The organism is Brachybacterium sp. YJGR34 (genome assembly GCF_003347015.1).
Lineage (GTDB): Bacteria > Actinomycetota > Actinomycetes > Actinomycetales > Dermabacteraceae > Brachybacterium.
In genome coordinates this window covers 79,670-105,263 of sequence record NZ_PNFB01000011.1, presented here as the reverse complement: position 1 = coordinate 105,263, position 25,594 = coordinate 79,670, and the positions used below count along the sequence as shown (strand labels likewise).

The following is a 25,594-nucleotide window of genomic DNA, read 5'->3' as shown; positions in this document are numbered from 1 at the left end:
CTCTCACACCGCCGCATGGACGCAGGACAGGTGTCCACGCAGGTGAACGTAGAGTGTCACGCATCATGAACGACGCATCACCCTCCCTCGCGGAACCCGGCACGGACGGCGAGGGCCGACTCCGCGCCATCCGCCGCACCGGCTTCTCGATCGGGCTCGCGACCGGCCTGTACGGCATCTCCTTCGGGGCGCTGGCCACGGCCTCGGGACTCGACCTCTGGCAGGCCATGGTGCTCTCGGCGGTGATGTTCACCGGCGGCAGCCAGTTCGCCTTCATCGGCGTGGTGGGAGGGGGCGGCTCCGCGGTCGGTGCGGCCCTCGCCTCGGTGCTGCTGGGCGTGAGGAACACCCTGTACGGGCTGATCCTCGCCCCCTCGCTCCCGCGCGGCGGCGCGCGGGGCCTGGTGCGGGCGCATCTGACGATCGACGAGTCCGCGGCGCTCGCGGCCTCCGGGACCACCGTCGCCCAGAAACGGGCCGGGTTCTGGTCCGCCGGGGTCTGGGTGTACGTCTTCTGGAACCTGTTCTCCCTGGTGGGCGCACTCGCCGGGCAGTACGTGGCCGACCCGGCGGCCTGGGGCCTCGACGCCGCCGCGGCGGCGGCCTTCCTCGCCCTGCTGTGGCCTCGTCTGCGCTCGCTCGAGACCGCCGCGATCGCCGTGGCCGCGGCCTTCGTCGCGCTCGTGACCACCCCGAGCCTGCCGCCCGGCCTGCCAGTGCTGGCCGCGGCGCTGGTCGCGGTCGTGGCGGGCGTGCTGCCGGCCCGGTGGCGGCCGGCCGGGCCGGCCGCGGGCGCTTCCGCGGCGGCGGGGAGCCGCGCGGACGGGGACGACGGGGCAGGACCCGTCATGGAGCACGACGACGAGCAGGAGGACCGATGAGCGTGCTGTGGATCGCGGTGATCGCGGCGTCGGCCGTGTCCTTCGCCCAGAAGTGGCTGGGCTACCAGACGCCGCCGGAGCTGTTGGAGCGGCCCCGGATCGCGCGGATCACCACGCTGCTGCCGATCGCGCTGCTGGGAGCCCTGGTGGCCGTCCAGGCCGCGACCAGCGGCACCGAGATCGTGCTCGACGCCCGTCTCGCGGGCCTCGGCGTGGCGGTGGCACTGCTGTGCGCCCGCGCACCCTTCCTGGTGGTGGTGATCGGGGCGGCCGCGGCGGCGGCGGCGCTCCGCGCACTGGGCTGGTCGTGACCGGGCCGCGGCGCGGTCGGCCCGGCGCCGGTCAGCGGCGCCGGGCGTCGATCGCGCGGCGGGTCGCCATCCGCGCCGCCCGGCGGTCGCGGAGCGCGTCGTAGGCCAGCGCCAGACGGAACCAGTCCTGCCAGCGCTCCTGATCGGTCTCCTGGAGCGCGGTGCGGGCGGCCTCGAACTCCGCGCGGGGGTCGTCCTGGATCGCGGATCCGGGCGGGGAGTACTGCGCGGCGAGGCGTCCGGCCGCCAGACCGAAGAGCACCTCCCGCCAGGTGACCCAGACGGTCAGCGCCAGCAGGATGACGATGCCGAACGCGAGGCCGTAGCCGAGCGCGCTGTCGGCGCGCACGAACCCCCAGGCGATCCAGCCCAGTCCCCAGCAGTACGCCGCGGTGATCAGGACCAGGGCGACGACGAAGATCTTCTGACGCATGGACGCGGCCCCGGCCTCAGCCGAGGTCCATGTAGCCGTCCAGGCCCACCGTGAGGCCCGGGTGCTCGGCGACGCGGCGCACACCCAGCAGCACGCCGGGCATGAAGCTGATGCGGTCGAAGGAGTCGTGGCGCAGCACGAACTGCTCCCCCACCCCGCCGAACTGGACGACCTCATGGGCGACCAGGCCCCGCTGGCGGACCGCATGGACGTGGATGCCGTCGACGACCGCGCCGCGGGCGCCGTCCGGATCCTGCTCCGTCGCGTCGGGGACGGGACCGAGCCCGGCGTCGGCCCGGCCCCGGGCGATCGCCGCCGCGGTGTGACGCGCCGTGCCCGAGGGGGCGTCGAGCTTGTTCTCGTGGTGCATCTCGATGATCTCGGCGCTGTCGTAGTAGCGCGCCGCGATCTCGGCGAAACGCATGGCCAGCACGGCACCGATGGCGAAGTTCGGGGCGATCAGCACGCCCACCTCCGGGGCTCCGGAGAGCTGCTCGCGCAGGGCGCCGAGGGTCTCCTCGGTCCACCCGGTGGTGCCGACGACGGCGTGGATGCCGTGCTCGACGAGCCAGCGGACGTTCCGGGCGGTGACGTCGGGAACCGTGAGGTCGACGGCGACCTGCGCCCCTGCCTCGAGCAGCACGGACAGCTCGTCGTCGCGACCGATGCGCGCGACCAGCTCGAGGTCTGCGGCCTCCTCGACGGCGGCGCAGGCGGCGCGGCCCATGCGGCCCCCGGCGCCGAGCACGGCGACGCGCAGCGGGGTGGTCGGGGTGGGGGTCTCAGCCATGGGTTCTCCTCGGAGCAGGGGGGCGATGTGCAGGGTGCCGGCGGGGGCAGCGGACTCAGACCTCGGGGCCGACCTCGACGCGAGTGCTGAAGGAGGCGGCGAGACGGGCGGCGAGCTCGGCCACCGCGGCCTCGTCGACGCGGCCGATCTGTTCGAGCGTCTCGTCGACGCTGCGGTAGCGGCCGTGGACGAGCTCGATCGTGCCCAGGCGGCCCATCCGGCTGCTGGTGTCCTCGAGGCCCAGGGCGAAGGAACCGGTGATCTGCCCCTGCGCGCGGGCCAGCTCGAGCGCGGAGATGCCCTCGCGCCCCATGCGCGAGAGCTCCTCGGCGAGCAGCTCGACCACCTGGGAGGTCCGGCCGGGGCGGCAGGCGGCGTACAGGCCGAACAGGCCCGCGTCGCGGTAGCCGGCGCTGAAGGAGTACACGGAGTAGGCCAGTCCGCGCTCCTCGCGGACGGACTGGAACAGTCGCGAGGACATCCCGCCGCCGAGCACCGACATCAGCACCGACAGGGCGTGACGGTCCTCGCTGACGGCGCTGGAGCCCTGGCCGCCGAGGTAGATGTGGTTCTGCTCGGTCGAGCGCGTGAGCCGGTGGGGCACGAGCAGGGAGACGTCCGCGGCCCGGTTGGCGCCGGTCGCGTCCGCCGCGTCGTGGGGCCGGCTCCGGGGCAGCGCGCCCGGCTCGAGGGTCCAGCCCCCGCGCCGCAGCCCGGCCTGCAGGAGCTGCGCGAGCTCGTCGTGGTCGATGTCGCCGACGGCGGTGACCACGAGGTTCTCCGGCCGGTAGTGCGCGGCGAAGTGATCGCGCACGTCCTCGATGCCGAGGGCGGTGACCGAGGCGGCGGTGCCGCCGACGGGCCGGCCGATCGGGGTGTCCGGGCCGAGGACGTCGGCGAGGAAGGTCTCGTAGCCGACGTCGTTGGGATCGTCCTCCGCCATCGCGAGCTCCTCGAGGATGACCTCGCGCTCGGTGAGCAGGGCCTCCTCCTCGAGGAGGCTCGCGGTGATCATGTCGGTCAGCACGTCCACGGCCATCGGCACGTCCGCCGAGCGGACCCGCCCGTAGTAGAGGGTGTGCTCCTTGGCGGTGACGGCGTTGGAGTCCCCGCCGACCTCGTCGAAGGCGGCGGCGATGTCCATCGCGCTGCGGCGAGGGGTGCCCTTGAACAGCAGGTGCTCGAGCACGTGGGTGCTGCCGGCGTGCGCCGGGGCCTCGTCGCGGGATCCCACCGGCAGCCACAGGCCGATGGTGGCGCTGCGGACGCTGCGGTCGGTCTGGGTCAGCAGGCGCACCCCGCCGGGCAGGATGCTGCGGCGCACCCCGGTGGCGGGATCGAGCACGACGTCGGAGCGGGGGTCGTCGAGGGCGAGGTCGCAAGGCATCGCTCGATTCTCGCACGGACCTGCGACGGCGGACGGGTGAGCCTCGGCACGGGGCGGGGCCTCAGGGGACCACGAGGTGGCGGCGACCGTCGATCAGCTCGCGGACGATGTCGAGATGGCCGGCGTGCACGGCGGTCTCGCTCAGCATGCGGAACAGGACCCCCCGGCCATCGGCCATGATCGGCGCGTCGAAGACGGACGGCGGCGGGACCCAGCGCGGCGGGGCGGAGAGATCGCACCGGGCGAGCACCTCGTCGGAGCGCTCGATCTCCGCGCGATAGCGGGCGACGGCCTCGTGGCCCGTGGCCGGCTCGTGCGACCAGCCGTCCCGCAGTCCGCTGATCGCCCGGGGCTCGGCTCCCAGCACCGCCCCGATCCAGAACATCTCGTCGTCGTAGGTGAGGTGGCCCAGCAGTTGGGCGATGGACCAGCCGGAGGGGACGCGGACACTCCGCAGCTGCTCCTCGTCCAGGCCGCCCACGGCCTCCAGCACGTGGCGACGCTGCTCGTCCAGCTGCTCGCGGAGCTCGGGATCCTGCATGCGGGGGCCTCCCTGCCGGCCGACGGCGGTCCCTCCCACGCTCTCACGCGCCGCGGTGCGCCACCACCCGTCGGCCGTGGTCGTCGGCCCCGGGAACGAGGACGGGCGGCACCCCCGCAGGGATGCCGCCCGTCCTCAGGAGCCGGCGGACCGGCCGGGGTCACTCCCCGGCGGACTCCTCCGTGGTCTCCTCGGCCTCGTCCTCGATCACGGCGAGGGAGATCTTGCCGCGGGCGTCGACCTCGCGGATCTCCACCTCGATCTTCTGGCCGACCTTCGCGACGTCCTCGACGTTGTCGACCCGCTTGCCGCCGTTGAGCTTGCGCAGCTGGGTGACGTGGAGCAGGCCGTCCTTGCCCGGGGTCAGGGACACGAAGGCGCCGAAGTCGACCACGCGCACCACGGTGCCGAGGTAGCGCTCGCCGACCTCGGGGACCTGCGGATTGGCGATGGCGTTGACCGCGGAGCGGGCCGCCTCCGCCGAGGGGCCGTCGGTGGCGCCGATGTACACGGTGCCGTCGTCCTCGATGGTGATGTCCGCGCCGGTGTCGTCCTGGATCTGGTTGATCATCTGACCCTTGGGGCCGATGACCGCGCCGATCTTGTCCACCGGGACGGTGACCGCGAGGACGCGCGGGGCGTTCGGGCTCATCTCGTCCGGGGCGTCGATCGCCTCGCCGAGCACGCCGAGGATCGCCAGCCGCGCCTCCTGGGCCTGCGACAGCGCGGAGGTCAGGACCGAGGCGGGGATGCCGTCGAGCTTGGTGTCCAGCTGGATCGCGGTGATGAACTCGCTGGTGCCGGCGACCTTGAAGTCCATGTCGCCGAAGGCGTCCTCGGCCCCGAGGATGTCGGTGAGGGCCGCGTAGCGCGTCTCGCCGTCCACCGTGTCGGAGATGAGGCCCATGGCGATCCCGGCGACCGGGGCGCGCAGCGGCACACCGGCGTTCAGCAGCGACAGGGTCGAGGCGCAGACCGAGCCCATCGAGGTGGAGCCGTTGGAGCCGAGGGCCTCGGAGACCTGACGGATCGCGTAGGGGAACTCCTCGCGGCTGGGCAGCACGGGCACCAGGGCGCGCTCGGCGAGCATGCCGTGGCCCACCTCGCGGCGCTTCGGGGAGCCCACGCGACCGGTCTCGCCGGTGGAGTACGGCGGGAAGTTGTAGTGGTGGATGTAGCGCTTGTGATGGACCGGCGAGAGCGAGTCGATCTGCTGCTCCATCTTCAGCATGTTCAGCGTGGAGACACCCATGATCTGGGTCTCCCCGCGCTGGAACAGCGCCGAGCCGTGCACCCGCGGGAGCACCTCGACCTCGGCGGACAGCGCGCGGATGTCGCGCAGACCGCGGCCGTCGATGCGGATCCCGTCGGTGAGGACCTTGGTGCGCACGACCTGCTTGGTCAGCGCGCGGAAGGCACCGGTGACCTCCTTCTCGCGGCCCTCGAGCGCAGCGCCCTCGGCCGAGAGCTCGGTGACGACCTCGCCGAGCAGCTGCTCGGTGCGCTCCTCGCGCTCGGTCTTCGCGGCGATGGACATGACCTCGGCGAGGCGGTCGGTCGCGGCGGAGGAGACGATCTCGTAGGCGTCCTCCTGGTAGTCCAGGAAGAGCGGGAACTCGCGCACCGGCTTCGCGGCGGTCTCGGCCAGCTCCTGCTGGGCCACGCAGAGGCTGCGGATGAAGACCTTCGCGGCCTCGAGGCCCTCGGCCACGACGCCCTCGGTGGGGGCGATCGCGCCCTGCTCCTTGATGAGGGTCCAGGAGTGGTCGGTGGCCTCGGCCTCGACCATCATGATCGCCACGTCGTCTCCGACGATGCGGCCGGCGACGACCATCGAGAAGACGGCCTCGTCGAGCTGCGAGAAGGTCGGGAAGGCGACCCACTGGCCGCCCTGGGCGGTCGGCATGAGCGCGATGCGCACGGCGCCGATCGGGCCGGAGAAGGGCAGGCCGGAGATCTGGGTGGAGGCCGAGGCGCCGTTGATGCCGACCACGTCGTACGCGTCGTCGGGGCCGTTGGCCATGACGGTGAGGACGACCTGGACCTCGTTGCGCAGGCCCTTGACGAAGGCCGGGCGCAGCGGGCGGTCGGTGAGGCGCGCGGCGAGGATGGCGTCCGTGCCCGGGCGGCCCTCGCGGCGGAAGAACGAGCCGGGGATGCGTCCCGCGGCGTACATGCGCTCCTCGACGTCCACCGTCAGGGGGAAGAAGTCGAAGTGCTCCTTCGGCTTGTTCGAGACGGCGGTGGCCGAGAAGACCATCGTGTCGTCGTCGAGGTAGACAGAGACGGCGCCGGCCGCCTGCTGGGCCAGCCGCCCGGTCTCGAAGCGGACCTCGCGGCGGCCGAACGAGCCGTTGTCGATGACCGCGGTCGTCGCGGTGATGTCGGGGCCTTCCATGGCCATGGGGTTCTCCTTGGATGAAGGGGATGCCCTGCCGGTGCGGCCTTCGTCAGTCACCCGCGGCGGTCAGGGGACTCCGGAGCTCCGGGTCTCCTGCTCCGCAGGTCACTGCCGAGGACCGAACCTGGTCGGGGCGGGATCGGGCCCGCGATCGCGGGCACATGAAACCGCCGCCCGCCCGTGGGGGCGAGCGGCGGGGATGATCACCGGCGGATGCCGAGGCGCTTGATCAGCGCACGGTACCGCTCGATGTCGACTTCCTGGAGGTACTTCAGGAGGCGCTTGCGCTGACCGACCAGGAGCATCAGACCACGACGGGTGTGGTGGTCGTGCTTGTGGGTCTTGAGGTGCTCGGTCAGGTAGGTGATGCGGTGGCTCAGGAGGGCGATCTGGACCTCGGGCGAACCGGTATCGCCCTCGCCGGTCGCGTACTCCGAGATGATCGCCTGCTTGGTGGCGGTGTCGAAGGCCATATGGTTCTCCTCAGGTCGTTGCGCGGCGCTCCGGGACCTGGTGTCCCGGGCTCTCTGGACGAGCGGGCCCCGGGCGCACCCGCCCGTGGGCGTGGTGCTGCAGGTGGGGCCGGATCGCTCTCCGCGGCCGAAGTGACGGCCCGGTCAGGATATCAGCCGGCGGGCGGCGCGCCAGGGTGCTCGACGGCCAGAGTGCGGCGGGTCACCTCGACGTCCTCGGCCATCTGCTCGACGAGGGCCTCGGCGGAGTCGAACTTCAGGGTGGGCCGCTGGAAGTCGACGATCTCCAGCCGCACGGTGTCGCCGTAGAGGTCGAGATCGTGCGCGCCGTGCACGTAGGCCTCGACCGTGCGCAGGGAGACCCCGCTCCCGTCCGCCTCGAAGGTCGGGTTCGTGCCGATGGAGATCGTCGCGGGGGCGCCGGCCAGCGGCGCGGTGCCCGCGTGCGCGGGGTCCTGCTCGGTGACCGTGAGGTAGCCGGCGTAGACGCCGTCCGCCGGGATCAGGCCCTGCGGGCGCGGCCCCAGGTTCGCGGTGGGGAAGCCCAGCTCCCGGCCGCGCTGGAACCCGTGATGGACCACGTCCGTGACCGTGTGCAGACGACCCAGCGACGCATTCGCCGCGCGCACGTCGCCGCCCAGGAGGTCCTGCCGGATGCGGGAGGAGGAGATCCTCCCGGTCCCCTCCCCCGCGGGGCCCAGCTCCGCGACGGTCACCACCTCGAAGCCGTGCTGCCGGCCGAGCTCCCGCATCGTCTCGATGGTCCCGGCGTTGGCCCGCCCGAAGAGGGCGTCCTCCCCCAGCACGACGCACTTCGCGCCCAGCCCCTCGACGAGGAACACGCGCACGAAGTCCTCCGGGGAGTGCTGCGCGAACTCGCGGGTGAACTCGAGGTCCAGGACCCCGTGCATCCCGGCCAGCAGGAGCAGCCGGTCGCGATCCTCGTGGCCGGTCAGCAGCGGGGGATCCCCCGGGGTGCCCATGACGTGACGGGGATGCGGCCAGAAGGTCAGGGCCACCGGCACCAGGGACCGCGCCTCGGCGTGCCGGCGCAGCTGGTCCAGGACGAAGCGGTGACCGCGGTGGATCCCGTCGTAGTTCCCGATCGAGACCGCGGTCGCACCGAGATCGGCGGGCACCTCCGCGACGGAGTGCCAGATGGGGACGCGGCTCACGGCAGGGTCAGGTCCTTCCAGTGCCGGGTGCGCGATCGCACCCGCGGGTGGGGCGCCCCGGGGCGGGGACGGCGCGAGCGCCGCGGGGCGGGGAACAACGGGGAACACTGTAGCGCTCGCGGTGGGCGCCGGATCGATGGTCCGGTTCACGGCGACACTCCCGGCGGATGTCACCATGATCGACGACACCCGTGCGCACGGGGGTCGTTGCCGAGCTGTGACGAAGGTCGGGACGCGCGCCATGTCGTCCGTGGGGGCCCTCCGCTACCCTGAAGGGCAATGCGGCGCCGGGGAGGGACCCCTGTGCCCTCCCGCGTAGTACGAGCGGGGGCTGACACGACGGCCGCTGAGAACGGAATCATCTCCATGACGAACGTGACCGAACCGGCCGCGCTGGGCGGCCCGTCCCGACCCACCGACCGCCACGGCCGCCGACGCCTGGCCCTCATCCTGGTGGCCGTCCTCGCCGTGATCGCGGTGGTGCTCACCGGCGGCGCGCTGGCCTACGCCAAGCAGTTCGAGGGCCGCGCCCTGCCCGGGACCAGCGTCCTCGGCCAGGACGTGGCCGGGCAGACGCCGGAGGAGATCGCCGCCCTCGTCGCCCAGCAGGGCGAGGGCGTGACCGTCTCCGTCACCGCCGGCGACGAGCAGCTCGAGGTGGGGCTCGCCGATCTGGGCGTGAGCGTCGATGCCGACGCCACGGCCGCGGCCGCCGTGGACCGGGACGACTCCTTCACCGGGGTCCTGTCCTCGACGTGGTCCGGCGAGCACAGCGTCGACCCGGTGGTCGCCGTGGACGAGAAGACCGTCACCGACTTCGCCGAGGGCCTGATCCCCGAGGAGCTCGCCACGCCGGTGGACGCCGAAGTCACCTTCGACGAGGAGGCGCAGGCCTGGGAGGCGGTGCCCGGCCGCAGCGGTCAGGGCCTGGACCCGCAGACCCTCGTGGACGCGGTCAGCGCCCACGCCCCCGCCCTCGAGGATTTCTCCGTCGAGCAGCCCATCGAGGAGATCGCCCCCGCGATCACCACCGAGGAGGCCGAGGAGACGGTCGGCTCCATCGCCACGCTGCTCGAGCAGCCGATGGAGATCACCGGGGCGGACGGCGAGGCCCACGAGGTCTCCGCCGAGCGCCGCAACGACTGGATCTCCGTCGCGCCCGACGAGTCCGGCCAGGCACTGGCCATCTCGGTCGACGAGGACGCCGTGCGCGAGTGGGTCTCCGCCCGTGCCGACAAGGACACCGTGGAGCCGAAGGACGGCATCGAGCAGGTCGACGAGGAGGGCGAGGTCGTCAAGGTCGTCGCCGAGAAGAAGGACGGCCTGGAGATCACCAACTCCGACACGGTCGCCGACGACCTCATCGCCGCGCTGAAGGGCGTCACCCCCCTCGAGGCCGCCTTCGAGACCAAGACCCTCGAGTCCGAGGTCGAGCAGATCGACGCTCCGAAGCCCGAGGAGGAGGACGAGGAGAAGACCGAGGACGAGAAGGCCACCGAGGACGACAAGACGTCCGAGGAGGAGAAGGAGTCCGAGGACGAGAAGGCCGAGGAGGAGCCCGCCAAGCCCACCGGTGAGAAGTGGATCGACGTGGACCTGACCAACAAGACGGTCACCGCCTACGTCGGCGACACCCCGGTCTGGGGCCCGCGCGCGATGGTCGACGGCAAGGAGGGCAACGAGACGGTCACCGGGTCGTACGAGATCTACCTGACCTACGAGGTCCAGGACATGACCAACGAGGCCTACTACCCCGAGGGCCACCCGAAGTACTACCTCACCGAGGACGTGCCGTGGGTGCAGTACTTCCATCAGGGCTACGGCTTCCACGGGGCGCCCTGGCGCTCGTCCTTCGGCTACTCCGGCTCGCACGGCTGCATCAACCTGCCGGTCTCCGACGCGAAGTGGCTGTACGACTGGGCGGGCATCGGCACCCGCACCGAGGTCCACTACTGAGCAGCAGCTGATCAGGAGCATCGAAGGGCCCCTCCCGGATAGTCCGGGAGGGGCCCTTCGATCGTCGGCGGCGTGCTGCCTGTGGCGCTCTCAGCAGCGGGCGTCGACGGGCACCACCAGGCGCGGCGCCCAGTGCTCGCCCTCGCCGGCGAGGACCGCGACCAGACGGCCCTCGGGGTCGAGCGCGGCCACGGGCGCCGCCTGGTCGCCGGAAGGCTGTGCGCCCCCGGCGACGGGCACGGGAGCGGCCCCGGAACGGATGCGCCGGCCGGTGCCGAGGTCCGCGGCCTCGTCCTCGTCCACCGGCAGGACGGGCATGACACGGCCGGCGATCTCGCCGAGGCCGTGCAGCGGCAGGTCGACGTCGTCCCCCTCCCCCCGCGCCGGGACGTGCACGCCCCCCGCGACCGCGAAGGGACCCACGGCCGTGCGACGCAGCGCCGTGAGGTGCCCGCCGACGCCGAGCGCCGCCCCCAGGTCCCGGGCCAGCGCCCGCACGTAGGTGCCGGAGGAGCAGTCGATCTCGACGTCGAGGTCGACGAAGCCGTCGACGTCACGCCGTGCCGTGAGCTCGAAGCGGGAGATCCGCACCGGGCGCGCGGCGAGCTCGACCTGCTCGCCGGCCCGGGCACGGGCGTAGGCGCGCCGGCCGTCGATCTTGATCGCGCTGACCGCCGAGGGGACCTGCTCGATGTCGCCGCGCAGCGCATCGAGGCGTGCGGAGATCTCGGCGTCGCCGAGGGGCGTGGCGTCCACCGGTGCGCCGAGCTCCTCCCCCTCGCGGTCGTCGGTGGTGGTGGCGCGACCCAACCGGATCGTCGCGTGGTAGGTCTTGTCCTGACCCACCAGGTAGGTGAGCAGGCGCGTGCCCTGCCCGATGCCGAGCACCAGCAGCCCCGTGGCCATCGGGTCCAGCGTGCCCGCATGGCCGACCTTCTTGGTGCCCAGCAGCCAGCGGACGCGGGCGACCACGTCGTGGCTGGTGCGGTCCGGCGCCTTGTCGACCAGCAGGATGCCGTGCGGCGCGGCGCTCACGCGTCCCCGCGGGGCTCGTCCCCGGCGGCGTCCTCGTCCTCCTCCTCGCGGGGCGCGCGGTAGGGATCCTCGTCCCCGGCGTAGGCCGCGCCCTGCTTGGACTGCTCGAGCTCCGCGTCGCGTCCGCGGGCCTCGGCGAGGAGGTCCTCGATGACGCGCGCGTTCTCGGGCACGGCGTCGGCGATGAACTCGAGCGTGGGGGTCAGTCGTACGCCGGTCTGTCGACCCACCTCGCGGCGGAGCAGACCGGTGGCGCTGGTCAGCGCCGCTGCGGTGCCCTCTCGCTCCTCGTCGTCGCCGAAGACGGTGTAGAAGAGCGTGGCGTGCTGGAGATCGCCGCTGACGCGGACGTCGGTGATGGTCACGAAGCCCAACCGCGGGTCCTTGACCCGGGTGTCGAGCATCGTGGCGACGATCACCTTGATGCGGTCGGCGAGCTTCAGGGCACGGGGATTGTCGGTCATGATGTGAGGTTCTCCTGGTCGGCGCCGAGAGCGCAGAGCTCCTCGGCGCGGGGGTGGTCGGTGGGGATCGCGAGCAGCACGTCGCGGTCGATGGACGCGTCCACGCGATGGCGGAAGGCGCCGTCGCGGCTGAGGACCCGCAGGCCGGCCTCGGCGAGCACCGCGGTGGCCGCCGCGTGGTCGAGGGTGTGGCGGTTGACGGCCAGGGCGAGGCCCGCGCCGTCGCGCAGCAGACTCCGCCAGCCCGGTGCCGCGGCGCGCAGCACCTCGAGCGGGGAGCGCTGCCAGGTGCCCGCGGTGCGGGCACCGTGCTGGACCCCGTAGGGGAGATCGGCGACCAGGGCGTCGATGCTCCGCGCGGGGAGCACCTCGCCCAGGCGCGTGGTGTCGCAGCCCAGCACGGTGAGGCGCTGTCCGTCGCCGGCGCGCAGGGCGTGCTTGTCGGCCGCGAGCTCCGCGTCCCACCGGATGCCGAGCTGCTCGCCCCGCACCGTGAGCCGGGTGGAGTCCACCGTGTGCTTGTACCGGTGCGTGCGCAGCCAGGTGGTCAGGAACGCCCGGTGGGCCTCGACGTCCTTGCGGTCGATCTCCGCCCCGAGCGGGCTGAGGCCCAGCCGCAGCGCCCGGTGGAGCGTGGTGCCGCGCCCGCAGAGGGGATCCAGGAGCGACAGGCTGCCGTCGAACAGACCGCTGCGCCGTGTGCTCAGCGCGGCCGCGAGGTTCACCAGCAGGGCGGTGAACTGCTCGTTGGTCTTGCCGGGGTACTTCAGGATGGTCTCGAGGTCGTCGGGATGGCGCAGCAGCGACGGCATCGTGCGCGGGCGCAGCAGCGGCGCCACAGGATCCTCCTGCTCGACGTCCAGCACGCCGAGTGTGCCGGAGAGGGAGGCCAGCAGGCGTCCGAGCCGGTCGTCCCCGTCCTCGGACACCGACGCGCCGCCGGGCGCGGCCTCCCCGGCCCGTCGGACCTCGAGGGCCTCCATGCCGCCCACGGTCCGGGCCCGGAGAGCCGGGACCTCGCCGAGGTGCGCGCCGAGCACCCAGTGGGCCTCGGCGAGGGTCAGTGCCCCGGCGGCCTGCGCGTAGACGCGGTTGGCCGACGGTGCGCGGAGGACGAGCGATGCCTCGGACATGGGACTCCCCTCCCCCGCGGATGCGGCCGGGCTCCCCCGCAGGGGCGCCCGGCCGGACCAGGATCAGCTGCGGGGCTTCTCCTGCATCTCATAGGTGGTGATGTGGTCCTCGATCTGCAGGTCGTTGTACGACCCGAGGTTGATGCCGCACTCGAAGCCGTCACGGACCTCGGTGACATCGTCCTTGAACCGTCGCAGACCGGCGATCTCGATGTTCTCGGCCACGACCACGCCGTTGCGGGTGATCCTGGCCTTCGCCCCGCGACGGATGATGCCGCTGCGGACGATCGAGCCGGCGATGTTGCCGAACTTCGAGGAGCGGAAGATCTCGCGGATCTCCGCCGAGCCGAGCTCGACCTCCTCGTACTCCGGCTTGAGCATGCCCTTGAGGGCCTGCTCGATCTCGTCGATGGCGTTGTAGATGACCGAGTAGTACTTGATCTCCACACCCTCGCGGTCGGCGTACTCCGCGTTCAGCCCCTCGGCGCGCACGTTGTAGCCGACGATGATGGCGTTGGAGGCCACCGCGAGGTTGATGTTGTTCATCGTGATCGCGCCGACGCCGCGGTCGATGATCCGCAGATCCACGCCCTCGCCGACCTCGATGCCGAGCAGCGACTCCTCGAGCGCCTCGACGGCACCGGCGGCGTCACCCTTGAGGATGAGGTTGAGGGTCTCGACCTTGCCCTCGGACATCTGCTTGTTGATGTCCTCGAGGCTGATGCGCTTGCGGGCCTTGGACAGCGAGGCGGCACGCTTGGCGGCCTCCCGCTTCTCGGCGATCTGGCGGGCGGTGCGCTCGTCCTGGGCGACCAGGAAGGAGTCGCCGGCGCCGGGGACCGAGGTCAGACCGAGCACCTGGACCGGACGGGAGGGACCGGCCTCCTTCACGTTCACGCCGTTCTCGTCGAGCATCGCCCGGACGCGGCCGTGGCCGACGCCGCAGACGATCGCATCGCCGACCCGCAGGGTGCCCTGCTGGACCAGCACCGTGGCGACCGGGCCGCGACCGCGGTCCAGGTTCGCCTCGATGGCCACGCCGCGCGCGTCCTTGTCCGCATTGGCCCGCAGCTCGAGCGCGGCGTCGGCGGTCAGCAGGACCGCCTCCAGCAGCGCCTCGATGTTCTGGTTCTCGCGGGCCGAGACGTCGACGAACATGGTGTCGCCGCCGTACTCCTCGGCGATCAGGTTGTACTCGGTCAGCTGCTGCCGGATCTTCTCCGGGTTGGCATCCGGCTTGTCCACCTTGTTCACCGCGACCACGATCGGCACCTCGGCCGCCTGGGCATGGTTCAGCGCCTCGATGGTCTGCGGCATCACGCCGTCATCGGCCGCGACCACGAGGATCGCGATGTCGGTGACCTTGGCACCACGGGCACGCATGGCGGTGAACGCCTCGTGACCCGGGGTGTCGATGAACGTGATCGCGCGCTCCTGGCCGTCGTGCTCGACGCCGACCTGGTAGGCACCGATGTGCTGGGTGATGCCACCGGCCTCGCCGGCACCGACGGTCGCCTTCCGGACGGTGTCCAGGAGGCGGGTCTTGCCGTGGTCGACGTGACCCATGACGGTGACGACGGGCGGACGCGGGATGCGGTCCTCCGCATCCTCCTCGGCGAGCTCGGCGTCCAGATCGATGTCGAACTGCTCGAGCAGCTCGCGCTCCTCGTCCTCCGGGGAGACGATCTCGATCTTGTAGCCCAGCTCGACGCCGAGCAGATCGAAGGTCACCTCGTCCAGGGACTGGGTGGCCGTGGCCATCTCGCCCATCGCGAACAGCACGGTGATCAGCGATGCCGGGTTGACGTCGATCTTGTCGGCGAAGTCCGTCAGCGAGGCGCCGCGACGCAGGCGGATCGGCGTGCTGCCGTCGCCGCGCGGGATCTGCACGCCGCCCGGTGCGGGCGCCTGCATCTGCTCGAACTCCTGGCGCTTCGCGCGCTTCGACTTGCGCGAGCGCGCCGGCTTGCCGCCACGGCCGAAGGCACCCTGGGTGCTGCCGCGACCGCCGCGGCCGCGGGGACCGCCGCCACCGCCGGCGGGAGGACCACCGCCGGGACGACCGCCCGGTCCGGGACGACCGCCGCGACCGCGACCGCCGCCGCCCTGGTTGGCCTCGGCGAGGCCACCGCTGGAGTGCTGGCGCATGATGCCGGGGGTCGGCATGCCGGGACGGCCACCGCCGCCCGGACGCGGAGCAGCGCCGCCGGGACGGGGCGCCGCGCCCTCGCGGGGAGTGCGACCGCCGGAGGCGTCCGTACCGCCCGAGCGGCCGGGACGCTGCCCGGGACGGGGCATGCCCTGCGAGGTGGCGAAGGGGTTGTTTCCCGGACGGGGGGCGCCGTCGCGCGGCGGACGGCCGCCGCCCTGGCCCGGCTTGCGGGCACCGGGACGAGGCATGCCCTGCGAGCTGGCGAAGGGGTTGTTGCCCGGACGCGCGTTGCCGGGGCGGGGAGCAGGACGCTCGCCGCCGGGCTTCGGCGTGGTCGCGGGGGTGGCGCCACCGGGCTTCGGGGCCGTCTTCGGGGTCGGGGCGGATCCCGAGGGCTGGGAGCCGGAGGCCGTGTCGGACGACGGTGCGTCCTCGGCGGCCGGTGCGGCATCGGCCGCCGGCGCGGCATCGGCGGGCTTCGACGGTGCCGGTGCCGGGGTCTCCGCCGCGGGGGCGGGCTCGGCCGGAGCGGCCGGGGCGGGCTTCGCACCGGGCTTCGGGGCACCGCCGGGCTTTCGGGCACCCGAGGGTGCGGAGGACGAGCCGGAGCCGGTCTTCGCGGAGGAGTCGCCGCTCGCGGCGGGGAACTCCTGACGCAGACGGCGTGCTACGGGTGCCTCGATGGTCGAGGAGGCGGAACGAACGAATTCGCCCATGTCCTGCAGCTTCTGCAGAACGACCTTGCTCGGCTGTCCGAGCTCCTTGGCGAGCTCGTGGACGCGGACCTTAGCCACATTTCTCCTGTCTCGGTCCGGCCGACAAGAGGGCGCGGACCATTAGTTCCTGAGGGTGCTCATGAGCGAGTACTCATCGGATGTCCATGGGTTCTTCTACCTGTTCCACGTACGGGTGGGATCGAAGCTCTCGAGGTCCCGGGCGAGGAGCCCGGTGTCGACCGCGCCGCGGTAGGACCGGGCGAGGCCGCCTCGCCGCAGGGCGAGGTCGAGACATGCTGCATCGGGATGGAGCCACGCTCCACGGCCGGGGGCCGACCCGGAGGGGTCGACGCGGACGCGCGGGGAGGCGCCGCCGGGAGCGGGCTCCCGGACCAGACGCACCAGCTGATCGCGCGCGGCCACCTCACGGCAGCCGACGCACGTGCGCTCGGGACGGTGGGAAGGAGTGCGGGCGTCCACACCACCACCTCCGTTCCGAACAGCTCCGCTCGGGCGGGTGCCGGACCGCAGTCGGTCCCGCGTCCGCTCGGCGAACAGCCTCCCCAGTGTAGCGGACCCGAGCGGTCGCGGTCGCAGCGGGGAGGCGTGCGTCACGCTCACTGCCCGGCTGCGGACTCCGGGGCGCCCTCGGGGTGGATGTCGATCTTCCAGCCCGTGAGCTTCGCGGCGAGCCGGGCGTTCTGCCCGTCCTTGCCGATCGCGAGGGAGAGCTGGCTCTCGGGGACGACGGCGCGGACCGCGCGGCCCACCTCGTCGATCACGGTGACCGAGGAGACCCGTGCCGGGGACAGCGCATTGGCGACGTAGGTCGCGGGATCCTCGTCGAAGTCGACGATGTCGATCTTCTCGCCGCCCAGCTCGTTCATCACGGAGCGGACACGAGCGCCCATCGGCCCGATGCAGGCGCCCTTGGCGTTCACGCCCGGCACGGAGGCCGTCACCGACATCTTGGTGCGATGTCCTGCCTCGCGGGCCAGCCCCGTCACCTCGACGGTGCCGTCGGCGACCTCGGGGACCTCGAGCGAGAACAGGCGCCGCACCAGGTTGGGATGCGACCGGGAGAGCGTGATCTGCGGCCCCTTGGGGCCACGGCGCGCCTCGGTGACATAGGCCCGCAGCCGGCGGCCGTGGGAGTAGTCCTCCCCCGGCACGCGCTCGTGCGGGGGCAGGACCCCCTCGACCTCGCCGAGGTCGACCAGCACCATGCGAGGGTCGCGGCCCTGCTGGATGATCCCCGAGACGATGTCGTCGGCGCGGTCGGCGTACTCGCCGAGCACCGCCTCGTCCTCGAGATCCCGGATCCGCTGGAAGATGACCTGGCGCGCCGTGGAGGCCGCGACCCGGCCGAAGTCCTCCGGGGTGTCGTCCCACTCCTCGAGGACGATGCCGTCCCCGTCCCGCTCACGGGCGATGACGGCGACCTCCCCGGTGCTCTCGTCGATGATCACCTCGGAGTCCCGCACCGGGTGGTCGGTGTGCAGGTAGGCGGCGTGGAGCGCCGATCGGATCGCGTCCAGCAGCACGGGCAGGCGGATGTCGCGCTCCCGTTCGAGGGCCCGCAGGGCACCCATGTCGATGTCCATCTCAGCTCTCCTTCGATGCGGTGGTCCCGGCCTCGGCGATCAGCTGCGCGAGGTCGGCGGGCGGGTCGAACTCGATCTCCACCCGGGCGGAGGAGACCTCGGCGAGCGGGAGCTCCAGGTGCTCGTCGGTGCCGGCCGGCCGGCGCCGGGGCCGGCCGCGGTCGTCGCGACCGGGCTCCTGGCGCAGGCGCAGGCGCTCGTCCTCGACGCCCAGCAGGCGGGCGCGGAGCACGGTGCCGTCGGTGGTGGTCAGGGAGAGCAGGCGGCCCCGGGAGCGGCGGAAGTGCCGGGGGGCGGTGAGCTCGCGGTCCGCGCCCGGGGTGGTGACCTCGAGCACGACGGGGTCCGGGCCGAGCAGAGCGTCGTCCTCGTCGACCAGGTCGGAGAGCTCGCGGGAGGCGTCGGCGACGGTGTCGAGGTCGGCGCTGCCCAGCGCGTCGCCGGGGAGGTCGACGACGAGTCGCACCTCCGGGGCTCCGCCGCCGCGGCGCACCTCGATCTCCTCGAGCACCAGGCCGTGGGCGTCCAGCACCCGCCCGGCCGCCTCCCGCAGGATGGTCTGGTCGTCGAGTGCGCTCATGGCCCGCTCGCCTCCTCCTGCTATGGGTGTCTGTGGCGTCCGTGCCTGCGCCCGGACGAGTGGCCCCAGGATAGTGGCCGCGGATGCTCCGCGTCTCCCCGGGGGCCGCCGATGCGAGAATCCTCCTGTGCCGCACTCCCCCCACGCCCCGTCCGTCGGCCGCGCCCCGGTCCGCATGACCCGTCGCGGGCTCCTGCGCGCGGCCGCCCTGGGGACGCTGGGCTCGGGCACGGCGGCGTCCCTGGCCGGCTGCGGACCGATCGCCCTCGGCCGCCCGGAGCAGTACACCCCGCCGCCGCCGGGCATCGACGATCTGTATCGCGTGGACCTGCTGGAGATCCTCGACCGCGCGATCGCCGGGACGGACGTCCTGCTGGGCGCCGCGGACCCCGCGGCGCCCTCGAGCCCCGAGCTCGCCGCCGCGCTGGACGCCCTCGCCGTCGCCCTGCCCGTCCAGCGGACGGCGCTGCTCACCGGGGCGCAGCTCGAGGACGAGCGGGAGGCCGCCGAGGACCCCGCCCCCGGGGCGACCGACGATCCCGCGCCCACCGACGCCCCGGGCGATGCCGCCTCGCTGGTCGGTGAGCTCATGGCGCTGCGCGACCTCGCGGCGGACGCCTCCCGGCAGGTGTCCGGCTCGCTCGCCCGGCCGACCTCCGCGATCGCGGCCCACAGCGAATGGACCGCCCGACGGCTGACGGCCGCGGCCGGTGCCGGGGAGGTCACCGCCTCCCCCCTCGCCGCGGATCTGCGGCCCGTGCGCGAGGTGCCCACCGCGGACCCGCCGTCGGTCGGTGCCCGCTCGGACTACGAGACCACCCTCGAGCGCACCCAGGAGGACGAGTGGCACGCGGGCTACCTGCACGAGGTGCTGGCCGCACGGGTCGAGGGCGAGGAGCGCGAGCAGCACCTGGAGCTCGCCGCCCGGCACCGCGAGCGCGCCGAGGAGCTGGGACGGATCGCGGAGGAGGACGGCGCCCCCGTGGTCGCCCGGCAGGCGGTCTACGCGGTCCCCGGAGGCACCCTGGACGAGGAGACCGCCGGAGCGCTGCCGACGCAGCTCGCCCAGGAGCTGCTGATCGACCACAGCGCCCTGGTGGGCGCCGCGCCGTTCGAGCACCGGCTCCTGTCCATCGCCGCCGCGATGCAGGAGGCCGCGTTCCTCGCCCCGCGCCTCGGCACCATGCAGCCGCTGCCGGGGATCGAGGTCGAGGACCCGCCCGCCGCGAGCGGCTGAGCGCCGGTCAGGCGCCGCCCTCCGGCCCGACCGCCGCGAGGATCGTCTCGACCACGACCTCGGGGGAGACCTCGTCGATCCCGCCCGTGGCGCGATCGCGCACCTCGACGATGCCCTCGGCCAGGCTCCGGCCCACCACCACGGAGGTGGGCACGCCCAGCAGCTCGGCGTCCTTGAACTTCACGCCCGGGGAGACCTTGGGCCGGTCGTCGTAGAGGACCTCCAGGCCGCGGGCCTCGAGCTCGGCGGCGATGCGCTCGGCCTCGTCGAAGACCTCCCGGCCCTTGCCGGTGGCCATGATGTGCACATCGGCCGGGGCGACCTGGCGCGGCCAGGACAGCCCCTTCTCGTCGTGGTGCAGCTCGGCGATCGCGGCGACGGCGCGGGTGACGCCAATGCCGTAGGAGCCCATGGTCACCACGGCAGTCTTCCCGTTCTCGTCGAGGACCTTGAGGTCCAGCGCCTCGGCGTACTTGCGGCCCAGCTGGAAGATGTGCCCCATCTCCATGCCGCGGGTCAGCCGCAGCGGGCCGGAGCCGTCGGGCGCCGGATCGCCGTCACGCACCTCGGCGGCCTCGACGGTGCCGTCGGCGGTGAAGTCCCGGCCGTAGACCAGGTCGTAGACGTGCTTGCCCTGCTCGCCGGCACCGGCGACCCAGGAGGTGCCGGGCGCCACGCGCGGATCCACGAGGTAGCGGATCTCCGAGGGGGACTCGAGGCCGAGCCCCGCGGGACCGATGTACCCCTTGGCGAGCACGGGGTGGCGGGCGAAGTCCGCCTCGGTGAAGGGGGTCGCGACCGCGGGGGCGAGAGCCGCCTCGAGGCGCTTGGGGTCGACCTCCCGATCGCCGGGCAGCGCGATGACCAGCGGCTCGGTGGAGCCGTCGGGGTGGGTGAGGAGGTAGACGAGGTGCTTGAGCATCTCGTAGCGGGTCCACTCCCCCGAGGTCGTCGTCGGCCCCTTCCCCGGGAAGGCCTGGTTGGAGAAGTCGGTGAGCGCGGCGATCGTGCTCGCCCCCGGGGTGTCCTCGACGTGCATCGCGGGCAGCGCGGCGATCGCCGACTCCTCGAGCGCCGGCGGAGCCGGCGTGGTGACGGCCTCCACGTTCGCGGCGTAGCCGCCGTCGGAGACCACGAAGGTGTCCTCGCCCACGGGCGTGGGGTGGAGGAACTCCTCGGAGCGGGAGCCGCCCATGGCGCCCGCATCGGCCTGGCAGATGACCGTCGGCAGACCGAGCCGCTCGAAGGTGCGCTGGTACGCACCGCGCTGCTTCTCGTAGGAGGCGGCCAGACCGGCGTCGTCGATGTCGAAGGAGTAGGCGTCCTTCATGATGAACTCGCGGGTGCGCAGGAGCCCGGCCCGGGGACGCGCCTCGTCGCGGAACTTCGTCTGGATCTGGTACAGCATCGTGGGCAGGTCCTTGTACGAGGAGTACAGGTCCTTCACCGTCAGCGCGAACATCTCCTCGTGCGTGGGGGCGAGCAGGTAGTCGTCCCCGCGGCGGTCCTGGAGACGGAACATCCCCGGGAACTCCTCCCAGCGCCCCGTCGCCTGGTACGGCTCCTTCGGCTGCAGGGCGGAGAAGACCACCTCCTGGCTCCCGATCGCGTCCTGCTCCTCGCGCACGATCGCCTCGACCTTGCGCAGCACCTTGAGCCCGAGCGGCAGCCAGGTGTAGATCCCGGCCGCGCTGCGGCGGATGTAACCGGCGCGCACGAGCAGCTTGTGGCTGGCGATCTCGGCGTCGGCCGGATCCTCCCGCAGCGTGCGGACGAAGGATGACGACAAACGGATCATGGGGCAGGGCCTTTCACAGCGAGCGGGGCGGCGCGCGGCGGACACGGGCGGGCGGCGCGCGACCATCGTACTGTCCGCGGACCCCTCCCCGAGGCCCGGCGGTGCGGGGCTACCCTGAAGCGATGACCACGCGAGCGCACGGCGGTCCCGGCTCTCGGGCACCCGCGGCGGAGGGGGACGCGGTGGCGCCGTCGCGCCCCGCCTCCCGTCGCGAGGTGCTGCGCACCGCGGGGGCGCTGGCCGCGGTGGGCGTGGTGGGCACCGGATCCGTCGCCGCGCACCGCCTCCTCGGCCCCGCCGCCGACCCCCGCACCGAGATCGCGCTGTTCTCGCAGACCGTCGCCTACGACACGAGCGGTCGACGGGTGCTCGTCGGCGGCCGCGGTGAGGACCTCGCTCTGGCCCCCGGTGCCCGCGTCGCCGAGGACCTCCCGGACTCCTCCCCCGTCAGGGCGCGCGAGGCCGCGTTCTGGGAGGGGACCGCGCCGTGGCGCGAGCGACTCGCGGCGCGCGGCGCGCCCGGCCGGACGGAGCTCGCCGAGGCCGCGCTGCGCGATCTCTGGGTGCTCTCCGACGACCTCCCGGCACCGGTGGCGGCGTGGAGCAGCTCGTGGCGTCACGTGTGGCCGCGCGATGCCGCCTTCGCCGCGGTGGCGCTGGCGCGCGTGGGAGTCCGGGAGCGGTCCGTGGCGGTGCTCGAGCACCTGCAGTCCGTGCAGGGGGCCGACGGGTGGTTCGAGGCGCGCTACGACCCGGTCACCGATCGCGCCCCCGACGGACGCCCCCGCCAGTTCGACGGCACGGGTCTGCTGCTGTGGGCCGCCGGGGAGATCATCGGATCGGCCCCCGCCGAGGACCGCGAGGAGCTCCACGACCGCCTCTCCCCGCTGATCACCACCTCGCACGCCACCCTGCTGCGGAGCACCGCGCTGGGCACCACGCTGCCGCCGGCCTCCCCCGACTACTGGGAGCGCACCGAGCGCGAGGTGACGCTGGGGATCATGGCTCCCACCCTCGCCGGGCTGCGGGCCGGCGCCGCCCTCGACGGCTCGGCGGACGCCCGGGAGGCGGCCCGCACCTTCTCCGCGCTGCTGGAGGGGACCTTCGGCGCCACGGGCTATCAGCGCTACCGGCTCGCCGGCGGTGCGGACTCCGCCCGGGCTCTCCTGGACGCCACCGGCTGCCACGGTCTGGTCGGCCGCCGCGAGCTGCTCGCCCTGCGCGAGGAGCTGGCCCGACCGGGCGGCGGGATCGCCCCCGGGGCGCTGTGGCGCGAGGACGGGATCAGCTGGACGCCGTCGACCAGCCTGCTGGCACTGGGCCTCGCCCGGGCCGGGGAGTCCGAGGCCGCCGCCGAGATGCTCGACTGGCTCGCCGCGCATCGCACCGAGGCCGGCTCCCTGCCCGAGAAGGTGCTCCACGACGGCCGTCCGGCGGAGGTGGCGCCGCTGGCCTGGACCGCGGCGAACGTGCTGCTGACCCTCGACGTCCTCGCGGCCTGACCGGAGAGTGCGTCCGGCGGCGCGAGCACGGACGGCGAGCGCAGGAGCACGACCAGGACATCCGGCTCGCCGACCATCGAGAAATCGCTCGCGCGTCCGGGACCGGCTGGCTAGCGTTCCCGTCATGGACACCACGCAGAACTGGTTCGAGGACAATCGCGCGAACTGGGACGACCGCGCCGCGCTGCACGAGGCCTCCGGGTACGGGATCCCCGCGCTGATCGCGGACCCCTCGCACCTCAGCGCCGAGGTCGCCCAGGACCGCGAGCGGCTCGGGGACCTCAGCGGCCTCGACGTCGTGCACCTGCAGTGCCATCTGGGCACCGACACGGTGAGCCTGTCACGGCTCGGCCCGCGCCGTGTCGTCGGCGTGGACCTCTCCGGTGAGTCCCTGCGACGGGCCCGTGACATCGCCGAGCGGGCCGGTGCGCCGATCGAGTACGTCGAGGCGAACGTGTACGACGCCCGCACCGCCGTGGAGGGCGACTTCGACCTCGTGTACACCTCGCTGGGCGTGCTGTGCTGGCTCCCGGACGTCGCTGCGTGGGCGCGGGTCGTCGCCTCCCTCCTCCGCCCCGGCGGGCGCTTCCTCATCCGGGACGACCACCCGATGTTCATGACCGTCGGGGACGATGTGAGCGACGGCCTGAGGATCGAGCAGCCCTACTTCCAGCGCGCGGAGCCGATGACGTGGGACCAGGTGGGCAGCTACGTCGAGACCCCCGCGGACGCCCCGGAGTTCACCCACGGCGTCAGCCACGAGTGGAACCACTCGATCGGCGAGATCCTCACCGCGCTGCTCCGGGCGGGCCTGGTGCTGGACTCCTTCGAGGAGACGCCGTACTCGGCGTGGACGCCGTGGCCGGACCTCATGGTGGCCGACGGAGACCGGTTCCGGCTCCGGGAGGATCCCGACCGCCTGGCGATGCAGTTCGTGCTCACCGCGCACCGCCCCGCCTGATCCGGCCGGGCCGCGCTCAGAACAGGATCGTGGTCAGCTCGCCCACCGGACGGAAGCCGGAGGCGGCGTAGGCCCGGCGCGCGGGCTCGTTGAAGTCGTTGACGTACAGGGAGACCTGCGGGACGTGGTCGCGCCGCACCTGGCGCACCAGCTCCGCCATGGCGGCGCGGCCCAGCCCCTGCCCGCGGTGGTCGGGGCGCACCCAGACCCCGTGGATCTGGGCGACCGGCCCGAAGAGGGCCCCGACGTCGGCCTTGAAGATCACCTCGCCGCGATCGGTCACCACGTAGGTGCGGCGGTGGCGGATGAGGTCCGCGATCCGCGCCCGGTAGGAGCGGCCGCCGTCGCCCTGCAGGGGGTCCACCCCCACCTCCTCGCGGAACATCGCGACCGCGGCGGGGAAGACGGCGTCCTCCTCGCCGGGGGCCGCGGCGCGCAGAGCCACCCCGGGGAGCGCCCCGGTGTCGCCGCTGCCGTCCGCGAGCAGCAGCGGCTGACTCCAGCGATACTCGCGCACGTCCGCGCCCCAGGTCTCGGACAGCGCGCTCCACAGCACCTCGACGGCCTCCCGCTCCCCGACCACGGAGCTCGCGCGGCGCGGTCGGGAGGCCATGTGCCGGCCGAAGTCCTCGAGCGCACGCGGCGTCGCGGAGAGCGGGGAGAGGTTCACCCCGTGCCAGAGCAGTCCCTCGATCCGGTGCTCCTCACCCGCGACCGCGAACTCCTGGGAGACGGCGGCGGTACGGCCCACCTCGCGCAGCCGCGCACCGGCGAGCGCATTGGTGACCGGGTCGGTGAGAGCATGCTCGAGGGCGGCGGCGAGGCCGCCCGGACGGACCGCCCGGACCCGCCCGCCGCGCCGGAACATGCGCGGTCAGCCGACGGAGACGGACGGCGCCCCGGCGGAGGCCGCCTCGGCGCCCTCCATCTCCGCGGCGATCCGGTTCGCCTCGGCCAGGAGCGTCTCGACGATCTCGGCCTCGGGAACGGTCTTGATGACCTCGCCCTTGACGAAGATCTGGCCCTTGCCGTTGCCGGAGGCGACGCCGAGATCGGCCTCGCGGGCCTCGCCCGGACCGTTGACGACGCAGCCCATGACGGCGACGCGCAGCGGGACCTCGAGATGCTTGAGACCCTCGGTGACCTCGTCCGCCAGCGAGTAGACGTCGACCTGGGCGCGGCCGCAGGAGGGGCAGGAGACGATGTCGAGCTTGCGCGGCTTGAGGTTCAGCGACTGGAGGATCTGGTTGCCCACCTTGACCTCCTCGACCGGCGGGGCGGACAGGGACACGCGGATGGTGTCGCCGATCCCCTCGCCCAGCAGGATGCCGAAGGCGACCGAGGACTTGATGGTGCCCTGGAAGGCGGGGCCGGCCTCGGTGACGCCCAGGTGCAGCGGCCAGTCCCCCTCCGCGGAGAGCTGGCGGTAGGCCTCGACCATGATGATCGGGTCGTTGTGCTTGACCGAGATGCCGAAGTCGTGGAAGTCGTGCTCCTCGAAGAGGGACGCCTCCCACTTGGCGGAGGCCACGAGCGCCTCGGGGGTGACGCGGTCCCCCGTCATCATGCGCTGGTCGATCGAGCCGGCGTTGACGCCGATGCGCAGCGCGGTGCCGTGGTCCTTCGCGGCCCGGGCGATGTCCTTGACCTGGTCGTCGAAGCGGCGGATGTTGCCCGGGTTCACGCGCACGCCCGCGCAACCGGCCTCGATGGCGGCGAAGACGTACTTGGGCTGGAAGTGGATGTCGGCGATCACGGGGATCGGGGACTTCGCGGCGATCGCCGTCAGGGCGTCGGCGTCCTCCTGGCGCGGGCAGGCCACGCGGACGATGTCGCAGCCGGCGGCGGTGAGCTCCGCGATCTGCTGGAGGGTCGCATTGATGTCATGCGTGGGCGTGGTGGTCATCGACTGCACCGTGATGGGCGCGTCGCCGCCGACGTGGATGTCGCCCAGGCGGACCTTGCGGGTCCTCCGGCGCGGCGCGAGGACCGGCGGGGGCGTCTTGACGGAGGGGATGCCGAGGCTCACTGAAGTCACCCCTCCATTATGGACTCACCGTCCCC

At 73.2% G+C, this 25,594-nt stretch carries 23 protein-coding genes; 6 read left to right on the top strand and 17 right to left on the bottom strand.

The genetic code is table 11. The features are described 5' to 3' along the window. The first annotated feature begins 65 nt into the window (after positions 1–65). Complete coding sequence (locus CXH06_RS11225; RefSeq protein ID WP_114855275.1) at positions 66–881, top strand: AzlC family ABC transporter permease; 816 nt, start codon at positions 66–68, stop codon at positions 879–881. Beyond that, positions 878–1,192 (top strand): AzlD domain-containing protein, encoded by a 315-nt coding sequence (locus CXH06_RS11220; RefSeq protein ID WP_114855274.1) that lies wholly within the window; start codon positions 878–880, stop codon positions 1,190–1,192. The genes CXH06_RS11225 and CXH06_RS11220 overlap by 4 nt, the downstream gene beginning before the upstream one ends. Positions 1,193–1,223: 31 nt before the next feature. Here the strand turns inward: CXH06_RS11220 and CXH06_RS11215 are convergent, their stop codons facing one another. The 7 genes from CXH06_RS11215 to CXH06_RS11185 form a co-directional block, all read right to left on the bottom strand. After that, the gene (locus CXH06_RS11215; protein ID WP_114855273.1) at positions 1,224–1,625 is read right to left on the bottom strand and encodes a hypothetical protein; all 402 of its coding nucleotides are present in this window, start codon (positions 1,623–1,625) and stop codon (positions 1,224–1,226) included. A gap of 16 nt (positions 1,626–1,641) precedes the next feature. After that, the gene (dapB, locus tag CXH06_RS11210; RefSeq protein ID WP_114855272.1) at positions 1,642–2,415 is read right to left on the bottom strand and encodes a 4-hydroxy-tetrahydrodipicolinate reductase; all 774 of its coding nucleotides are present in this window, start codon (positions 2,413–2,415) and stop codon (positions 1,642–1,644) included. Positions 2,416–2,470: 55 nt separating this feature from the next. Next, entirely contained in the window at positions 2,471–3,802 is a 1,332-nt protein-coding gene (locus CXH06_RS11205) for a pitrilysin family protein (protein WP_114855271.1), read from the bottom strand. Between the two features lie 61 nt (positions 3,803–3,863). Next, positions 3,864–4,343 carry a DUF664 domain-containing protein gene (locus tag CXH06_RS11200; RefSeq protein WP_114855270.1) on the bottom strand — a complete coding sequence of 160 codons (480 nt, stop codon included), beginning with the start codon at positions 4,341–4,343 and terminating at the stop codon, positions 3,864–3,866. 160 nt (positions 4,344–4,503) lie between these two features. Further along, complete coding sequence (locus CXH06_RS11195) at positions 4,504–6,747, bottom strand: polyribonucleotide nucleotidyltransferase (protein ID WP_114855269.1); 2,244 nt, start codon at positions 6,745–6,747, stop codon at positions 4,504–4,506. 200 nt (positions 6,748–6,947) lie between these two features. Next, positions 6,948–7,217: a 30S ribosomal protein S15 gene (gene rpsO / locus CXH06_RS11190; protein WP_114855268.1), complete on the bottom strand. Its 270-nt coding sequence runs from the start codon at positions 7,215–7,217 to the stop codon at positions 6,948–6,950. Between the two features lie 152 nt (positions 7,218–7,369). Beyond that, entirely contained in the window at positions 7,370–8,392 is a 1,023-nt protein-coding gene (locus CXH06_RS11185; RefSeq protein WP_114855267.1) for a bifunctional riboflavin kinase/FAD synthetase, read from the bottom strand. A 366-nt stretch (positions 8,393–8,758) separates the two neighbouring features. Between CXH06_RS11185 and CXH06_RS11180 the strand changes: the two genes are divergently transcribed. After that, a complete protein-coding gene (locus tag CXH06_RS11180; RefSeq protein ID WP_114855266.1) occupies positions 8,759–10,348 on the top strand; it encodes a L,D-transpeptidase family protein in 1,590 nt (529 codons plus the stop codon). 90 nt (positions 10,349–10,438) lie between these two features. Here the strand turns inward: CXH06_RS11180 and truB are convergent, their stop codons facing one another. From truB to rimP, 7 genes are all read right to left on the bottom strand, one after another. Further along, positions 10,439–11,383: a tRNA pseudouridine(55) synthase TruB gene (truB, locus tag CXH06_RS11175; protein ID WP_114855265.1), complete on the bottom strand. Its 945-nt coding sequence runs from the start codon at positions 11,381–11,383 to the stop codon at positions 10,439–10,441. Continuing rightward, positions 11,380–11,847, bottom strand: a complete 468-nt coding sequence (gene rbfA / locus CXH06_RS11170) for a 30S ribosome-binding factor RbfA (RefSeq protein WP_114855264.1) — start codon at positions 11,845–11,847, stop codon at positions 11,380–11,382. Before rbfA ends, truB begins: the two co-directional genes overlap by 4 nt. After that, positions 11,844–12,980 carry a TRM11 family methyltransferase gene (locus CXH06_RS11165; RefSeq protein ID WP_114855263.1) on the bottom strand — a complete coding sequence of 379 codons (1,137 nt, stop codon included), beginning with the start codon at positions 12,978–12,980 and terminating at the stop codon, positions 11,844–11,846. Before CXH06_RS11165 ends, rbfA begins: the two co-directional genes overlap by 4 nt. Positions 12,981–13,043: 63 nt before the next feature. Then, a complete protein-coding gene (gene infB, locus CXH06_RS11160) occupies positions 13,044–15,926 on the bottom strand; it encodes a translation initiation factor IF-2 (protein ID WP_114855262.1) in 2,883 nt (960 codons plus the stop codon). Positions 15,927–16,022: 96 nt separating this feature from the next. Beyond that, the gene (locus CXH06_RS11155) at positions 16,023–16,328 is read right to left on the bottom strand and encodes a YlxR family protein (protein ID WP_114855261.1); all 306 of its coding nucleotides are present in this window, start codon (positions 16,326–16,328) and stop codon (positions 16,023–16,025) included. A 137-nt stretch (positions 16,329–16,465) separates the two neighbouring features. Next, positions 16,466–17,452 carry a transcription termination factor NusA gene (gene nusA / locus CXH06_RS11150; RefSeq protein ID WP_114855260.1) on the bottom strand — a complete coding sequence of 329 codons (987 nt, stop codon included), beginning with the start codon at positions 17,450–17,452 and terminating at the stop codon, positions 16,466–16,468. Between the two features lies 1 nt (position 17,453). Continuing rightward, positions 17,454–18,032, bottom strand: a complete 579-nt coding sequence (rimP, locus tag CXH06_RS11145; protein WP_114855259.1) for a ribosome maturation factor RimP — start codon at positions 18,030–18,032, stop codon at positions 17,454–17,456. A gap of 127 nt (positions 18,033–18,159) precedes the next feature. On the opposite strand from rimP, the gene CXH06_RS11140 reads away from it, so the two are divergent. Then, positions 18,160–19,269: a DUF4439 domain-containing protein gene (locus CXH06_RS11140; RefSeq protein ID WP_232820316.1), complete on the top strand. Its 1,110-nt coding sequence runs from the start codon at positions 18,160–18,162 to the stop codon at positions 19,267–19,269. 7 nt (positions 19,270–19,276) lie between these two features. Here CXH06_RS11140 and CXH06_RS11135 read toward each other — a convergent pair whose 3' ends face one another. Continuing rightward, positions 19,277–21,067: a proline--tRNA ligase gene (locus CXH06_RS11135; protein ID WP_114855258.1), complete on the bottom strand. Its 1,791-nt coding sequence runs from the start codon at positions 21,065–21,067 to the stop codon at positions 19,277–19,279. Positions 21,068–21,189: 122 nt separating this feature from the next. On the opposite strand from CXH06_RS11135, the gene CXH06_RS11130 reads away from it, so the two are divergent. Together CXH06_RS11130 and CXH06_RS11125 are read left to right on the top strand one after the other, a co-directional pair. Then, positions 21,190–22,569: a hypothetical protein gene (locus tag CXH06_RS11130; RefSeq protein ID WP_114855257.1), complete on the top strand. Its 1,380-nt coding sequence runs from the start codon at positions 21,190–21,192 to the stop codon at positions 22,567–22,569. A gap of 124 nt (positions 22,570–22,693) precedes the next feature. Further along, on the top strand, positions 22,694–23,530 hold the full coding sequence (locus tag CXH06_RS11125) for a bifunctional 2-polyprenyl-6-hydroxyphenol methylase/3-demethylubiquinol 3-O-methyltransferase UbiG (protein WP_114855256.1): 837 nt from the start codon (positions 22,694–22,696) through the stop codon (positions 23,528–23,530). Between the two features lie 16 nt (positions 23,531–23,546). Here CXH06_RS11125 and CXH06_RS11120 read toward each other — a convergent pair whose 3' ends face one another. Next, positions 23,547–24,398, bottom strand: coding sequence for a DUF4081 domain-containing GNAT family N-acetyltransferase (locus tag CXH06_RS11120; RefSeq protein WP_114855255.1), 852 nt, complete (start codon positions 24,396–24,398; stop codon positions 23,547–23,549). A 6-nt stretch (positions 24,399–24,404) separates the two neighbouring features. Beyond that, a complete protein-coding gene (ispG, locus tag CXH06_RS11115) occupies positions 24,405–25,568 on the bottom strand; it encodes a flavodoxin-dependent (E)-4-hydroxy-3-methylbut-2-enyl-diphosphate synthase (RefSeq protein ID WP_114855254.1) in 1,164 nt (387 codons plus the stop codon). Positions 25,569–25,594: the final 26 nt, after the last annotated feature.

What these genes read in the sequence shown, in the direction of transcription:
- CXH06_RS11225 (WP_114855275.1), top strand. Translation starts at nt 66, where the DNA reads ATGAACGACGCATCACCCTCCCTCGCGGAACCCGGCACGGACGGCGAG.
- CXH06_RS11220 (WP_114855274.1), top strand. Translation starts at nt 878, where the DNA reads ATGAGCGTGCTGTGGATCGCGGTGATCGCGGCGTCGGCCGTGTCCTTC.
- CXH06_RS11215 (WP_114855273.1), bottom strand. Translation starts at nt 1,625, where the DNA reads ATGCGTCAGAAGATCTTCGTCGTCGCCCTGGTCCTGATCACCGCGGCG.
- dapB (WP_114855272.1), bottom strand. Translation starts at nt 2,415, where the DNA reads ATGGCTGAGACCCCCACCCCGACCACCCCGCTGCGCGTCGCCGTGCTC.
- CXH06_RS11205 (WP_114855271.1), bottom strand. Translation starts at nt 3,802, where the DNA reads ATGCCTTGCGACCTCGCCCTCGACGACCCCCGCTCCGACGTCGTGCTC.
- CXH06_RS11200 (WP_114855270.1), bottom strand. Translation starts at nt 4,343, where the DNA reads ATGCAGGATCCCGAGCTCCGCGAGCAGCTGGACGAGCAGCGTCGCCAC.
- CXH06_RS11195 (WP_114855269.1), bottom strand. Translation starts at nt 6,747, where the DNA reads ATGGCCATGGAAGGCCCCGACATCACCGCGACGACCGCGGTCATCGAC.
- rpsO (WP_114855268.1), bottom strand. Translation starts at nt 7,217, where the DNA reads ATGGCCTTCGACACCGCCACCAAGCAGGCGATCATCTCGGAGTACGCG.
- CXH06_RS11180 (WP_114855266.1), top strand. Translation starts at nt 8,759, where the DNA reads ATGACGAACGTGACCGAACCGGCCGCGCTGGGCGGCCCGTCCCGACCC.
- rbfA (WP_114855264.1), bottom strand. Translation starts at nt 11,847, where the DNA reads ATGACCGACAATCCCCGTGCCCTGAAGCTCGCCGACCGCATCAAGGTG.
- CXH06_RS11165 (WP_114855263.1), bottom strand. Translation starts at nt 12,980, where the DNA reads ATGTCCGAGGCATCGCTCGTCCTCCGCGCACCGTCGGCCAACCGCGTC.
- nusA (WP_114855260.1), bottom strand. Translation starts at nt 17,452, where the DNA reads ATGGACATCGACATGGGTGCCCTGCGGGCCCTCGAACGGGAGCGCGAC.
- rimP (WP_114855259.1), bottom strand. Translation starts at nt 18,032, where the DNA reads ATGAGCGCACTCGACGACCAGACCATCCTGCGGGAGGCGGCCGGGCGG.
- CXH06_RS11135 (WP_114855258.1), bottom strand. Translation starts at nt 21,067, where the DNA reads ATGATCCGTTTGTCGTCATCCTTCGTCCGCACGCTGCGGGAGGATCCG.
- CXH06_RS11130 (WP_114855257.1), top strand. Translation starts at nt 21,190, where the DNA reads ATGACCACGCGAGCGCACGGCGGTCCCGGCTCTCGGGCACCCGCGGCG.
- CXH06_RS11125 (WP_114855256.1), top strand. Translation starts at nt 22,694, where the DNA reads ATGGACACCACGCAGAACTGGTTCGAGGACAATCGCGCGAACTGGGAC.
- CXH06_RS11120 (WP_114855255.1), bottom strand. Translation starts at nt 24,398, where the DNA reads ATGTTCCGGCGCGGCGGGCGGGTCCGGGCGGTCCGTCCGGGCGGCCTC.